This is a genomic window from Cupriavidus sp. Agwp_2 (assembly GCF_040784895.1).
Taxonomy (GTDB): Bacteria; Pseudomonadota; Gammaproteobacteria; order Burkholderiales; family Burkholderiaceae; genus Cupriavidus.
Genome location: NZ_CP088083.1, coordinates 2,180,218 through 2,194,935, shown reverse-complemented (window position 1 = coordinate 2,194,935; position 14,718 = coordinate 2,180,218). Strand labels below are relative to the sequence as shown.

General features: G+C 67.6%; 11 protein-coding genes. All 11 read left to right on the top strand.

Annotated features, from left to right (window positions below; all coding sequences use genetic code 11):
• The first annotated feature begins 4 nt into the window (after positions 1–4).
• The 11 genes from LPA45_RS10290 to LPA45_RS10240 all read left to right on the top strand — a co-directional run bounded on the left by LPA45_RS10290 (position 5) and on the right by LPA45_RS10240 (position 14,637).
• Positions 5–1,549: a long-chain fatty acid--CoA ligase gene (locus LPA45_RS10290; protein WP_317921149.1), complete on the top strand. Its 1,545-nt coding sequence runs from the start codon at positions 5–7 to the stop codon at positions 1,547–1,549.
• Between the two features lie 139 nt (positions 1,550–1,688).
• On the top strand, positions 1,689–3,839 hold the full coding sequence (locus LPA45_RS10285) for a D-(-)-3-hydroxybutyrate oligomer hydrolase (protein ID WP_317921148.1): 2,151 nt from the start codon (positions 1,689–1,691) through the stop codon (positions 3,837–3,839).
• Positions 3,839–4,711, top strand: coding sequence for a MaoC/PaaZ C-terminal domain-containing protein (locus tag LPA45_RS10280; RefSeq protein ID WP_317921147.1), 873 nt, complete (start codon positions 3,839–3,841; stop codon positions 4,709–4,711). The genes LPA45_RS10285 and LPA45_RS10280 overlap by 1 nt, the downstream gene beginning before the upstream one ends.
• Before the next feature lie 195 nt (positions 4,712–4,906).
• The gene (clpB, locus tag LPA45_RS10275; protein ID WP_317921146.1) at positions 4,907–7,495 is read left to right on the top strand and encodes an ATP-dependent chaperone ClpB; all 2,589 of its coding nucleotides are present in this window, start codon (positions 4,907–4,909) and stop codon (positions 7,493–7,495) included.
• A gap of 253 nt (positions 7,496–7,748) precedes the next feature.
• Positions 7,749–8,288 carry a bacterioferritin gene (locus tag LPA45_RS10270; RefSeq protein ID WP_116320482.1) on the top strand — a complete coding sequence of 180 codons (540 nt, stop codon included), beginning with the start codon at positions 7,749–7,751 and terminating at the stop codon, positions 8,286–8,288.
• A gap of 418 nt (positions 8,289–8,706) precedes the next feature.
• Positions 8,707–9,711 (top strand): sulfate ABC transporter substrate-binding protein, encoded by a 1,005-nt coding sequence (locus tag LPA45_RS10265; protein WP_116320483.1) that lies wholly within the window; start codon positions 8,707–8,709, stop codon positions 9,709–9,711.
• Positions 9,712–9,785: 74 nt separating this feature from the next.
• Entirely contained in the window at positions 9,786–10,430 is a 645-nt protein-coding gene (gene ssuE, locus LPA45_RS10260; protein ID WP_116320484.1) for an NADPH-dependent FMN reductase, read from the top strand.
• A 168-nt stretch (positions 10,431–10,598) separates the two neighbouring features.
• Entirely contained in the window at positions 10,599–11,621 is a 1,023-nt protein-coding gene (locus LPA45_RS10255; RefSeq protein ID WP_317921144.1) for a sulfonate ABC transporter substrate-binding protein, read from the top strand.
• A gap of 50 nt (positions 11,622–11,671) precedes the next feature.
• Positions 11,672–12,844, top strand: coding sequence for an FMNH2-dependent alkanesulfonate monooxygenase (gene ssuD / locus LPA45_RS10250; protein ID WP_317921143.1), 1,173 nt, complete (start codon positions 11,672–11,674; stop codon positions 12,842–12,844).
• A gap of 11 nt (positions 12,845–12,855) precedes the next feature.
• Positions 12,856–13,659: an aliphatic sulfonate ABC transporter permease SsuC gene (gene ssuC, locus LPA45_RS10245; protein WP_317921141.1), complete on the top strand. Its 804-nt coding sequence runs from the start codon at positions 12,856–12,858 to the stop codon at positions 13,657–13,659.
• Between the two features lie 36 nt (positions 13,660–13,695).
• Positions 13,696–14,637, top strand: a complete 942-nt coding sequence (locus tag LPA45_RS10240; protein ID WP_317921139.1) for an ATP-binding cassette domain-containing protein — start codon at positions 13,696–13,698, stop codon at positions 14,635–14,637.
• The last annotated feature ends 81 nt before the right edge of the window (positions 14,638–14,718 follow it).

Here is a 14,718-nt window from a genome sequence, read left to right as displayed (position 1 = left end):
CGCAATGTACGTGATCGACTGGCTGCACAAGAACGCGCAGCACACTCCCGGCAAGGTCGCGCTGGTGGACGTGAAGAGCGGACGCCGGGTGACCTATCGCCAGTTCGACGAGCGCGCCAGCCGCTTCGCCGAATACCTGACCGAGGGCCTGCAACTGGCGCCGGGCACGCGCGTCGCCGTGCTCGCGCATAACAGCTCCGACTATTTCGAGATGCTGTATGGCTGCGCCAAGGCCGGCATGGTGATGGTGTGCCTGAACTGGCGCCTGCCCGCGGCGGAGTTGCTGCCGATCCTGCAGGACTGCACGCCCGAGGTGCTGGTCGCCGGCGACGGCTTCCTTGCCGTTGCCGCCGAACTGGCGCGTACCGTGCCGCTGCGCGCGGTACTGCATCTTGCCGATGACGAGGCGGCCGACGTACCAGGTGGCTGGACCGAATACGAAGCCGTGCTCGATGCTGCTTCCGGACGCATCATCGAGATGCCGTGCCGCGACGAATCCGAGGCCTGGCACCTGTTGTACACCTCCGGCACCACCGGCAAGCCCAAGGGCGTGATCCAGACCTATGGCATGGTGTTCTTCAACGCCGTCAATGCCATGCTGGCCAACAAGATCACGCGCGACGACGTGTTCCTGAACGTGCTGCCGTTCTTCCATACCGGCGGCCTGAATCTGTATGCCAACCCGGTGCTGCATGCCGGCGGCACGGTCCACATCATGCGGCAGTTCGAGCCGCAGGTCGTGCTGGACCGGCTCGACCGCAACTCGGGCGAGGGCATCACCATGTTCTTCGCGGTGCCCGCGGTCTACCTGTTCCTGAGCCAGCACGCAGGCTTTGCGCAAGCGGACTTCTCCGGCGTGCGCAACATGTCGGCGGGCGGCTCGCCGGTGCCGCGGCCGCTGCTGGAAGCCTACCTGGCCAAGGGCGTGACCATCTGCTTCGGCTTTGGCATGACCGAAACCGGCCCCACGGTCTTTGTCTGCGACGAAGCCACCGCGCGCCGCAAGATCGGCACCATCGGCAAGCCGGTTGGATCGATGCTGACGCGCATCGCCGACCCGCTCGGCAACGACGTCGCGCCCGGCGAACGTGGTGAACTGCTGATCAAGGGGCCGGGCGTCACGCCCGGCTACTGGAACCTGCCCGAAGCGACTGCCAATGCGATCCGCGACGGCTGGCTGCATTCCGGCGACATCGCCTGGCGCGACGAGGAGGGCGACTACTACATCGTCGACCGCGCCAAGGACATGTACATTTCCGGCGGCGAGAACGTCTATCCCGCCGAAGTCGAGAACGTGCTGTTCCAGCTGCCGGGCGTGGCCGAGGCCGCCGTGATCGGCACGCCGGACGAACGTTGGGGCGAGACCGGCATGGCGCTGGTGGTGCTGCGCGCCGGCGCCACGCTCGATGCCGAGCAGGTCATCGCCCATTGCAAGGCGCAGCTGGCAGGCTACAAGGTGCCGCGCCACGTGCGCTTTGTCGATGCCTTGCCGCGCACGCCGTCCGGCAAGGTGGAAAAGCACAAGCTGCGCGCCAGGTTTTCCGGCTGACGCGCCACACCCCGCCATACGCATCTCCCGCATTTCCTGCATTTCCTGCAGTTCCGCTGTCCGCTGTCCGCAGTCTCCGCTGTTCTCCATTGACGTTCGTCTCTACCGCCCCGACACGGGGCGACAGAAGGAGGGTGACATGCATTCCAAGCAGTTTCCGCCGCTGCAAGAAAGCCGCCTGCGCCGCACTGTGTTCGCCATCGCCGCCGCCATGCTGGCCGCTGCCTGCGGCTCGGGCGATGACAACAATGGCAACGGAAACAACCCCAACACCAAGCCCGCGTATATCGGCACGGTCACCGTCAACAGCTACAACGGCAGCAGCGACGACCTGCTGACCGCGGGGCTGGGCAAGGACGGACTCGCCAGCGCTACAGCCCCGGTGCCGGCCAATGCCACCGCGCCGACCGCGGCGGAGTTGCGGCGCTATGCGATCTACGCCAACTACCGCGCCATTGTCGATACCACCGCGGCTGGCGGCTACGGCTCGCTGTACGGCCCCAACGTGGACGCTCAGGGCAATGTCACCGGCTCGGAAGGCAAGGTCGCCGGCGTGGAATACCTGGCGTATTCGGACGACGGCACAGGACAGCAGAACGTGACGATGCTGGTCCAGATACCCGCCACGTTCGATACCGCGAGGCCGTGCGTGATCACCGCCACGTCGTCGGGCTCGCGCGGCGTGTACGGCGCCATCGCCACCGGCGAATGGGGGCTGAAGCGCGGCTGCGCGGTGGCTTACACCGACAAGGGCACCGGTGCCGCGCCGCACGACCTGGACACCGATACCGTGCCGCTGATCGACGGCACGCGCACCACGCGCGCTGCTGCCGGCAAGAATGCGCAGTTCGCCGCGCCTGCCGGCGCCACGTCGCTCGCCGACTTCACCGCCGCCAGCCCGCACCGGCTCGCGTTCAAGCACGCCCATTCTCAGCGCAACCCGGAGAAGGACTGGGGCAAGTTCACGCTGCAGGCGGTGGAGTTCGCGATCTGGGCAATCAACGACCGCTTCGGTGCGGTGTCTGCCAACGGCACGCGCCAGCGCAGCATGGACAAGGGCAAGATCCTGGTGATTGCCTCAAGCGTGTCCAACGGCGGCGGCGCCGCGGTGGCCGCGGCCGAACAGGACGCCGATGGCCTGATCGACGGCGTGGCCGTAGGCGAGCCCAATCTCAACATGCCGCCAGACACGGGCGTCGTCGTGCAGCGCGGCGGCGTGCAGGTCCTGTCCTCGGGCCGCACGCTGTATGACTACACCAGCACGGCGAACCTGCTGCAGCATTGCGCCGCGCGGACTACCGCGCTGACGCAGTCCCCGTTCTACAACAACCCGACCATGGAGCCATTCTTTGCCGCACGCTGCACCACGCTCGCGGAAAAGGGGCTGGTCAGCGGCGCCAATACCAACGAGCAGAGCGCCAGCGCGTTGCAGGCCCTGCATGCTGCGGGCTGGGAGCCGGAATCCGATGACCTGCACCCGTCACTGGCCGCATTCGACACGGCTGCCGCGATTACCGTGACCTACGCCAACGCCTACGCGCAGGCGAGCGTGACCGACAAGCTGTGCGGCTACAGCTTTGCGAATACGCTGACCGACCTGAAGCCCGCTGCGATCGCACCCGCGGCGCTGGCGTCGATGTTCGCCACCGGCAACGGCATCCCGCCGCAGCCGCCGACAGTGCAACTGATCAACGACCTCGACCCGACGCACGGCCCGTACCTGAACCTGTTTTCCGTGTCGGCATCGAACGGCCGCACCGATCTCAACTACGATGGCGCCGATTGCCTGCGCAAGCTGCTGGCCGGCAGCGACGCCGCGGCGCGCGCACTGCAGGCGGGCCAGGCGCTGACGCTGCGCAACGGTAACCTGCGCGGCAAGCCGGCGGTGATCGTGCATGGCCGCAGCGACGGCCTGCTGCCGGTGAACCATACTTCGCGCCCGTACCTGGGGCTGAACCGGCAGAAGGAGGGCGTGACCAGCAAGCTGTCGTACATCGAGGTGGAGAACGCCCAGCATTTCGATGCCTTCATCGGACTGGTGCCGGGCTACAGCAACCGCTATGTGCCGCTCCATGTCTACCTGAACCGTGCGCTCGACGCTGTCTACGACAACCTGACCTCCGGCAAGGCGTTGCCGCCATCGCAGGTAGTGCGCACCACGCCGCGCGGCGGCACCTTTAACACGCCCGCGCCCACGCTGCTGCCGTCCAATGTCCCACCGATCGCTGCCACACCCGCGCCGGGCAATGCGATTACCGTCAATGCTTCGACCGTAGAGGTGCCCAACTGATGACCGACGCCATGCCGCGCGTGCTGACGCAACACGACTTTGACCGCTTCGCCGTGCTGTCGCGCGATGACAACCCGATCCACTGCGATCCGGCCTTTGCCCGCGGCACGCATTTCGGTGCCACGGTGGCGCACGGCATGTTCCTGTTTTCGTTGCTGTGCGCCCATACGTGGCGGGAGCTGGCCGCGCCCGCGCTGCCGGTGGTGCAGACGCTGATGTTCCCGACGCCGGCCTTCGTCGGCGATGCGGTGGCGTTTGCGCTGGTCGCGCGGCCTCAGGCGGGACTGGCGGGCTTCGGCACCACGGTCAGCGCGGGCATCCCGGGCGCGGCGCCGCGCGTCGCGGCCGCAGGCGAATCGTTGTGGCTGGCCGATGCGGCACCTGGCCGGTTGCCATCGTGGCCGGGCGCGCAGCCGGAGGGCGAGGGCGACCCAACGCTCTACGGCCTGCGCCCCGGACAGTCCGCCAGTGCCACCCGCGCTTTTGCCGCGGCCGATATCGACGAGTATGTGGCCCTGACCGGCGATGCCAACCCGTACCACGCCGACCCTGCCTTCGCGCGCGGGCGAGGGTTCGGCGGCGCGATCGTGCCGCTGCCACTGCTGGCTGGCATGTTCTCTGACCTGCTGGGAACGCGCCTGCCCGGGCGCGGCACCGGCTGGATGAAGCAGTCGCTGCGGCTGGCGTCGGCCGCGCGGCTCGACGAACCGCTGACGGCGCAGGTGCGCATCGTCCGCCTGCGCGCCGGCAAGGACCTGGTCAACCTGGCCAGCGTGGTCACCGGGGAGGAAGGCCGCGTGGTGGTGCAGGGCGAGTCGCTGGTGCTGGTGCGCAACCTGGAGGACAAAGGCAGCGGGAGCCGGGCGGCATAGCAAGATGCATTACGGAGTCCGCTGCGTATCGTTTGCTGCACTCGACGACATGCGGTCTCAGTCCTTGAAATGTCGCGACAAAGCCTTATCTTTCGGATATCCAGTGTCCGGCAGGGCATCCAGGCAACCCGGCGGTAAAGCCCGGAGCCGGCGCCCCCCGCATCAGGACACGACCTATCCGAGAGAGGGAATCCTATGCGTCTTGACAAGCTGACCACCCGGTTCCAGGAAGCGCTGGCTGAAGCGCAAAGCCTGGCCCTGGCCAACGACAACCAATACATCGACCCGCAGCATGTGCTGCGCGCGCTGCTGTCGCAGGACGACGGCGCCGCCCGCGCGCTGCTCGCACGCGCCGGCGTCAACGTGCAGGGCCTGCAGACGGCGCTGGACGCCGCCATCAAGCGCCTGCCGCAGGTGCAGGGCACCAACGAGGTCCAGATCGGCCGCGACCTGGTCAACCTGCTCAACGCCACGGAGAAAGAAGCGCTCAAGCGCGGCGACCAGTTCATCGCCAGCGAGCTGTTCCTGCTTGCCGTGTCCGACGACAAGGGTGACGCCGGCCGCATCGCGCGCGAAAACGGCCTGAGCCGCAAGTCGCTGGAGTCGGCCATCCAGGCCGTGCGCGGCGGCGAATCCGTCAACAGCGCCGACGCCGAAGGCCAGCGCGAGGCGCTGAAGAAGTACACCATCGACCTGACCGAGCGTGCCCGCATCGGCAAGCTCGATCCCGTGATCGGCCGCGACGACGAGATCCGCCGCGCGATCCAGATCCTGCAGCGCCGCACCAAGAACAACCCGGTGCTGATCGGCGAACCCGGCGTGGGCAAGACCGCGATCGTGGAAGGGCTGGCGCAGCGCATCGTCAACGGCGAAGTGCCCGAGAGCCTGAAGAACAAGCGCGTGCTGGTGCTCGACATGGCCGGCCTGCTGGCTGGCGCCAAGTACCGCGGCGAGTTCGAGGAACGCCTGAAGGCGGTGCTGAGCGACGTCGCCAAGGACGAGGGCCAGACCATCGTCTTTATCGACGAGATCCACACGATGGTCGGCGCGGGCAAGGCCGAGGGCGCGATCGACGCGGGCAACATGCTCAAGCCGGCGCTGGCGCGCGGCGAGCTGCATTGCATCGGCGCGACCACGCTGGACGAATACCGCAAGTACATCGAGAAAGACGCCGCGCTGGAGCGCCGCTTCCAGAAGGTGCTGGTCGACGAGCCCACGGTGGAAGCCACCATCGCCATCCTGCGTGGGCTGCAGGAGAAGTATGAGCTGCACCACGGCGTGGAGATCACCGACCCGGCCATCGTCGCCGCGGCGGAGCTTTCGCATCGCTATATCACCGACCGCTTCCTGCCCGACAAGGCGATCGACCTGATCGACGAGGCGGGCGCGCGCATCAAGATGGAAATCGACTCCAAGCCGGAGGCGATGGACAAGCTCGAGCGGCGCACCATCCAGCTCAAGATCGAGCGCGAAGCGGTCAAGAAAGAGACCGACGAAGCCTCGCTCAAGCGCCTGGACCTGATCGAGCAGGAGATCGCGCGCCTGGAGAAGGAATACGCCGACCTCGACGAGATCTGGAAGGCCGAGAAGGGCGCCGCGCAGGGCACGGCCGCGCTGAAGGAAGAGATCGAGAAGATCAAGCTGGAGATCTCCAGGCTGCAGCGCGAAGGCAAGCTCGACAAGGTGGCCGAGCTGCAATACGGCAAGCTGCCGGGCCTGGAAGGCAAGCTCAAGGCCGCGACCGACGCCGAAGCCAGCGAGCAGAAACAGCCCAACAAGCTGCTGCGCACGCAGGTGGGCGCCGAGGAAATCGCCGAAGTGGTGAGCCGCGCGACCGGCATTCCCGTATCGAAGATGATGCAGGGCGAGCGCGAGAAGCTGCTGAAGATGGAAGACCGCCTGCATGCGCGCGTGGTGGGGCAGGACGAGGCGGTGCGGCTGGTGTCCGATGCCATCCGCCGCTCGCGTGCCGGGCTGGCGGACGAGAACAAGCCCTATGGCTCGTTCCTGTTCCTGGGCCCGACCGGCGTTGGCAAGACCGAGCTGTGCAAGGCACTGGCCGAGTTCATGTTCGACTCCGAAGAGCACCTGATCCGCATCGACATGAGCGAATTCATGGAGAAGCACAGCGTCAGCCGCCTGATCGGCGCGCCGCCGGGATACGTGGGCTACGAGGAAGGCGGCTACCTGACCGAGGCCGTGCGCCGCAAGCCGTACAGTGTGGTGCTGCTCGATGAGGTCGAGAAGGCCCACCCCGACGTCTTCAACGTGCTGCTGCAAGTGCTGGACGACGGCCGCCTGACCGATGGCCAGGGCCGCACGGTGGACTTCAAGAACACGGTGATCGTGATGACGTCCAACCTGGGTTCGCAGATCATCCAGGCGATGAGCGGCGAGCCGCAGGAAGCAATCAAGGGCGCGGTCTGGCAGGAAGTGCGCACGCATTTCCGGCCGGAGTTCCTGAACCGGATCGATGAAGTCGTGGTGTTCCACGCGCTGGACCAGAAGAACATCGAGTCGATCGCGCGCATCCAGCTGCAACGCCTGCAGGCCCGCCTGGCCCGCATGGACATGACGCTGGAGGTCAGCGAGCACGCGCTGGAGAAGATCGCCAGCGCAGGCTACGACCCGGTGTTTGGGGCGCGTCCGCTCAAGCGGGCGATCCAGCAGCAGATCGAAAATCCGGTGGCGCGCGCCATCCTGGAAGGCAAGTTCACGGCAAAGGATGTGGTGCCGGTGGATTACGTGGACGGCGAGTTCACGTTCGGGCGGTCCGTCCACTAAGCCCGGCCCGAGCCGGCGGTCTCATGGCCAGGCCCTTGCGGATCCGCAAGGGCCTTTTTTCATGTCGCGCTTCCCTCGCCATGTAAGGGAGTGCCGCACCGTGCAATTTTTTCACGGCGCTGCCCGGTTCCGCCCCGCCAACCGCCGGGCCGCATGCGGTTTTCCAAGTGGCACACTTTTCGCGTTGCAAAAGGGTTGAGTTTCCTTACAAAGCGCTGCGCCGCGATGCAGCCATCCCCACAGGAGCCAATCCATGACCGACAAGTCCTTCCTCACAGACGTCAAGACCCTGCGCGAGCGCGCCCGCAAGCACCTCGACGAGGGTGCAGTGACCGCGGGCTATACGGCGGACCGCGAGACGGTGCTCAAGCTGCTGAACGATGCGCTGGCCACCGAAATCGTCTGCGTGCTGCGCTATCGCCGCCACTACTTCATGGCCCAGGGCCCGAACTCGAAGAGCGTCGCCGAAGAATTCCTGGCCCATTCCAATGAAGAGCAGGGCCATGCCGACCAGATCGCCGAGCGCATCGTCCAGCTTGGCGGCGAGCCCGACTTCGCGCCGGACGGCCTCACCAGCCGCTCGCATGCCGAATATGTGCCGGGCAACAACCTGACCGAGATGATCAAGGAAGACCTGGTGGCCGAGCGCATCGCCATCGACAGCTATCGCGAGATCATCAAGTTCCTGGGCGAGCGCGACCCCACTTCGCGCCGGATGATGGAAGAGATCCTGGCGGTGGAAGAAGAACACGCCGACGAAATGGCGGACCTGCTGGCGCGCCAGGGCGGCTGAAGCCCCACACGGCGATTCGCTGCGGGTTGTTCCGGACTTGACCGCGATCAAACCGGATGCCGCGGCGACCCGATACCATTTGTCTTGTCATGGAGATGCGGGGGCGCTCTTCATGACTTGTCTACCCGTTTCCGGAATGGAAACTTCGCCCGCACCGGTTTGCCGGTGCGGGCGTTTTCTTTTGTGCGTGCCGGTTGCGCCACCTCCGGCCACCTGGCGCCCCCATCGTCCCCATATGGCGGCATGCCGATATTTCCGTCCGATCTTATGCAAAAAACAGCAAAGGATCGGCGAAACCATTCGTTCCGTTCAGATAGCCCCGTCGGTAGTCTTGCTCCTGACACAAGCCCGCCCCCGACGGCGGGCAAAGCAACCAGAGGCGCCTGGCGCCCATTCACGACAGACGGGAGCAACACACATGATCCGCAAACTGGCCATCGGCCTGGCAGTCCTGGGCGCCCTGGGCGCGGCGCAGACCGCTTCGGCGACCAGCCTGCTCAACGTTTCCTACGACCCGACGCGCGAACTGTACGTCGACGTCAACGCCGCCTTCGCCAAGGCCTGGAAGGCCCAGGGCGGCGATGCCGTGACCGTGCGCCAGTCACATGGCGGATCCGGCAAGCAGGCCCGTTCGGTGATCGACGGGCTGGACGCAGACGTGGTGACGCTGGCGCTGGGCTATGACGTCGACGCCATTGCGGAGAAGGGCCTGATCAAGCCGGACTGGCAAAAGCGCCTGCCGCATAACGCCGCGCCGTACACCTCGACCATCGTGTTCCTGGTGCGCAAGGGCAACCCCAAGGGCATCAAGGACTGGGGCGACCTGGTCAAGCCTGGCGTGCAGGTGATCACGCCGAACCCGAAGACCTCGGGCGGTGCGCGCTGGAACTACCTGGCCGCGTGGGGCTATGCGCTGCGCCAGCCGGGCGGCAATGAAACCAAGGCGCGCGAGTTCGTCGGCGAACTGCTCAAGCACGTGCCGGTGCTGGATTCCGGCGCGCGCGGCGCCACCACCACGTTCGTCGAGCGTGGCCTGGGCGACGTGCTGCTGGCCTGGGAAAACGAAGCCATCCTGGCCATCAAGGAACTGGGTCCGGACAAGTTCGAGATCGTCGCGCCGTCGATCTCGATCCTGGCCGAGCCGCCGGTGGCCGTGGTCGACAAGGTGGTCGACAAGAAGGGCACGCGCAAGGCCGCCGAGGCCTACCTGCAGTTCCTGTACACCGACGAAGGCCAGGAGATCGCCGCAAAGAACTACTACCGTCCGATCTCGCAGAAGGTGGCGGCCAAGTACGCAGCCAACTTCCCCAAGGTCAAGCTGTTCACCATCGATGAAGTGTTTGGCGGCTGGCAAAAGGCCCAGAAGACCCACTTCGCCGACGGCGGCTCGTTCGACCAGGTCTACCAGCCCGGCAAGAAATAACCCATGAGGCCGGCGGGCGGGGCCGCGTGGGGCGGCCCGGCACCGAGCCGGCCCAACAGAAGAAGGAAGCCCCGATGTCCATCCTGACGCTCTCCGGCAGCCCGTCGGTCCAGTCCCGCTCCGGCTTCGTGCTGGCGCACCTGCGCACCGCGCTGGAGGCTGCCGGCGAACGCACCCGCCACCTGGACCTGCGCGACCTGCCGGCGGGTCCGCTGCTGGCAGCGCGCGTGGACGATGACGCGATTGCCGCCGCCACCCGCGCGGTGGCCGAGGCCCAGGTGGTAGTGCTGGCCACGCCGGTCTACAAGGCCGCCTACAGCGGCCTGCTCAAGGCCTTCCTGGATTTGCTGCCGCAAACCGGCCTGCGCGACAAGATCGTGCTGCCGATCGCCACTGGCGGCAGCCTCGCCCATGCGCTGGCGATCGACTACGCGCTGCGCCCCGTGCTGTCCGCGCTGGGCTCGCGCCAGATCCTGCCCGGCATCTTTGCCGTGGACCAGCAGATCGACACCTCCGCCTATTCCGACTCCGGCGGCGTGCGCCAGGCGCGTTTTGACGCCGCGCTGTCCGCCCGCCTCGACGAAGGCCTGCTGCGCGTGCGCGACGCACTGGCCCACGCCCGCATCGAGGTTCCGCTCGACGCGCTCGACGTTATGCCCGGCGCCTTCGTGCAGCGCGCCGCCGCTGCCGCCGTGGTGGCGGAGCGATGTACCGCCTGATCTGAATTCCTGATGCATTGGGCGCCGGCCAGTCCGGCGCCGCGGCAGCAACGCCGCCAACCATGCCACCGGCAACCCGGGCAGGCAGGGCGGGTTGCTGCCCGCGCATTCACGCTGTCCCGACTTCAGAACATGCGCCGGCGGTTGACCGGCCACGGAGGAAATCGCATGACCACCATTATCAAGCCGGCCGGCTCGCTGCGCCGCCGCCTGTTTATCGCCGCGCTGGTGGCCGCCACCGGCCTGGCCTACGGCCTGCTGCCCGGCCGCGCCGAAGCGCAATCGAAGATCGACGCCAAGGTGCTGCGCATCGGCTACCAGAAGTACGGCACGCTGACGCTGCTGAAGGCGCGCGGCACGCTGGAAAAGCGGCTGGCGCCGCAAGGCATCACCGTCAGGTGGACTGAATTCCCGGCCGGCCCGCAATTGCTGGAAGGCCTCAATGTCGGCGCCGTCGACTTCGGCACCGTGGGCGAGGCCCCACCGATCTTCGCACAGGCCGCCGGGGCGCAACTGGTCTACGTCGGCAACGAACCGCCGGCGCCGACCGCCGAGGCCATCGTCGTGCCCAAGGGCTCGGCGCTGCGCTCGGTGGCCGACCTGCGCGGCAAGCGCGTGGCTTTCAACAAGGGCTCGAACGTGCATTACCTGCTGGTGCGCCAGCTGGAGAAGGCCGGCCTGCAGTACGGCGATATCCAGCCGGTCTACCTGCCGCCCGCCGATGCGCGCGCCGCCTTCGAGCGCGGCTCGGTCGATGCGTGGGTGATCTGGGACCCGTTCCTCGCAGCCGCCGAGAAGCAGCTTGGCGCGCGCGTGCTGGCCGATGGCCGTGGCGCGGATGGCAAGAACGTGGTCAGCAACCACCAGTTCTACCTGGCGTCGCGTCCCTACGCACAGGCCAGGCCCGAAATTGTGCGCCTGATCCTGGATGAACTCGCCACGCTGGGCACCTGGGCCGAAAAGAATCCGAAGGACGCGACCGCCGTGCTGACCGGCGAAGTCGGCCTGCCTGCCGATGTGCTGGAACTGGCCGTGTCGCGCTTCTCTTACGGCGCGCGCCCGGTCAGCGCCGACGTGCTGGCCGAGCAGCAGCGCATCGCCGATGCCTTCCACGCGCTCAAGCTGATCCCCAAGCCGGTCAAGGTGGCCGACGCGCGGTGGGACGTACCGCAGCAGCAGGCGCAGCGCTAATGCAGCGCCAAGACGTCGCTTAGGCCTCGCACAACAACAAGGAAAACGGCATGCACGTATTCTGGTTTATCCCCACCCACGGCGACAGCCGCTACCTCGGCACCTCCGAAGGCGCGCGCGAAGTCAATTTCGACTACATGAAGCAGGTCGCCGTGGCCGCCGATACGCTTGGCTATGAAGGGGTGCTGATTCCCACCGGGCGTTCCTGCGAAGACCCGTGGGTGGCGGCGTCGGCCCTGTCGGCCGTGACGCAGCGCCTGAAGTTCCTCGTGGCCGTGCGCCCGGGCCTGATGGCGCCGACGCTGGCGGCGCGCATGGCGGCAACGTTCGATCGCCTCTCCAACGGACGGCTGCTGATCAACCTGGTCACCGGCGGCGACACCGCCGAGCTGGAAGGCGATGGACTGTTCCTCGACCACAGCGAGCGCTACGAGGCCTCGGCAGAATTCCTGCGCATCTGGCGCGACGTGCTGGCGGCCAGCCATGACAGCGGCCAGGTCGATTACCAGGGCAAGCACCTGAGCGTGAAGGGCGCGCGCGTCCTCTACCCGCCGCTGCAGCGGCCGCATCCGCCGGTGTATTTCGGCGGCTCGTCGGCGCCGGCGCATGCGCTGGCGGGCGAGCAGGTCGATACCTACCTGACCTGGGGCGAACCGCCGGCCGACGTCGCGCAGAAGCTGGAAGATGTTCGCCGGCACGCGGCAAAGCACGGCCGCACGGTCAGGTTCGGCATCCGCCTGCACGTGATCGTGCGCGAGACCGATGCCGCCGCGTGGGCCGCCGCCGAAGACCTGATCAGCCGCCTCGACGACGAGACCGTGGCGCGCGCGCAGGCGGTGTTCGCCAGGATGGATTCGGAAGGGCAGCGCCGCATGGCCGCGCTGCATGCGGGCGCTGAGCGTCGCACGCGCCGCACGCGCGAGGCGCTGGAAATCAGCCCCAACCTGTGGGCCGGCGTCGGCCTGGTGCGCGGCGGTGCCGGCACCGCGCTGGTGGGCGACCCGCACACCGTCGCCGAACGCATGCGCGAGTACGCCGAACTCGGCATCGACACGTTCGTGCTGTCCGGCTACCCGCACCTGGAAGAAGCCTACCGCTTTGCCGAACTGGTGTTTCCGCTGCTGCCGCGCTCGGTGCGCGAGAAGTTGCCGGGCAAGGTGCTGTCCGGGCCGTTCGGCGAAGTCATGGCGACCGGCATCGTGCCGCGCGCCGCGCAGAGTTGAGGGAGGGCGGCATGAGCGCTCCGCATCTTCCGCCGCCGCGCCGGCATCCCGCCGCGCTGGCGCGCGCCGTGGCACCGTGGATCGTGCCGGTGCTGCTGATCGTGGTGTGGCAGGCGGCCTCGCAGTACGGCTGGCTGTCGAACCGCGTGCTGCCGGCCCCGCTGGCCGTGCTGCAGGCCGCCTGGGACCTGGCCCGTTCGGGCGAATTGTGGAAGCACGTGGGCGTCAGCACCTGGCGCGCGCTGGCCGGGTTTGCCATCGGCGGCGGGCTCGGCCTGCTGCTGGGGCTGCTGACGGGCACGTTCCGCAGCGCGGCCACGCTGCTCGACAGCACGCTCCAGATGGTGCGCAACATCCCGCCGCTGGCACTGATCCCGCTGGTGATCCTGTGGTTCGGCATCGATGAATCCGCCAAGCTGTTCCTGGTGTCGCTGGGCGTGTTCTTCCCGGTGTACCTGAACACCTACCACGGCATCCGCTCGGTTGACACCGGCCTGGTGGAAATGGCGCGCAGCTACGGGCTGTCGGGCTGGCAGCTGTACCGTGAAGTGATCCTCCCAGGCGCGTTGCCCGGGATCCTGGTGGGCGTGCGTTTTTCACTCGGGCTGATGTGGGTGATCCTGATCGTCGCGGAGACCATCTCCGCGCAGTCCGGTATCGGCTACATGACGATGAACGCGCGCGAGTTCCTGCAAACCGATGTGGTGCTGGTGGGCATCCTGCTCTACGCACTGCTGGGCAAGCTGGCCGACCTGCTGTCGCGGGGGCTGGAGCGCTACTGGCTGCGCTGGCACCCGGGCTACGCAGCCGCCTGAACCCCGCAACGCCGCACGTTCGGCAAGGAGATCGATATGCAGATGTATCCGGTGGAACAGGCCGCGCTGGCCGAACTGGAAGCGGGACTCGCGCGTCGCGAGGCAGTCAGGCACGAGGCAGAGGCTCCGCACCGCACTGGTGGCGTCGCGCTGCGCTTGCGCCAGGTGGTCAAGCGCTACGACGGCCGCGAGGTGCTGCACGATGTGGCGCTCGACGTTGCGCCGGGTGAATTCGTCGCCATCGTCGGGCGCAGCGGCTGCGGCAAGAGCACGCTGCTGCGGCTGGTGGCGGGGCTGGAAGGCGCCGATGCCGGCACCATTGCGATCGACGGTGACGCGCAAGACCACGCGAAAAGCAGCCGCAAGCGCGGCGCCGACGTGCGCGTGATGTTCCAGGACGCGCGCCTGCTGCCTTGGAAGCGCGTGCTGGACAACGTGGCGCTGGGCCTGCCGCGCGCGCGGCGTGGCGAGGCGGCCGAAGTGCTGGCGCAGGTGGGCCTGGCCGACCGCGCACAGGCGTGGCCCGCAAGGCTGTCCGGCGGCCAGCGGCAACGCGTGGCGCTGGCGCGCGCGCTGGTGCATCACCCGCAGCTATTGTTGCTGGACGAGCCGCTGGGTGCGCTCGACGCGCTCACGCGTATCGAAATGCAGGGCCTGATCGAAGGCCTTTGGCGGCGCCTTGGCTTCACGGCGCTGCTGGTGACCCATGACGTCTCCGAGGCCGTGGCACTGGCCGACCGCATCGTGCTGATCGAGGACGGCCACATCGCCATGGACGAGCCGGTGGCGCTGGCGCGGCCGCGCGAGCGCGGCGCCGCCGGCTTCGCTCAACTCGAAGCATCGGTACTGCAGCGCGTGATGCGGCAGACTCCGGCGGCGCCTTCGCCCCTCGATGCGGGCACGAAGCGCCGTGCGCAGCGCATCGACGACGGCGCGCATATCGACAGGTCGGAATCTTCATTCGCCGGCGCCCGTTGAACTCCTATCATGAGCAGGCAGGCGCGCGCTGCGACAGCAGGCCGTTGCCATCACCAATCCGACCATGGGACCCGACGCGGT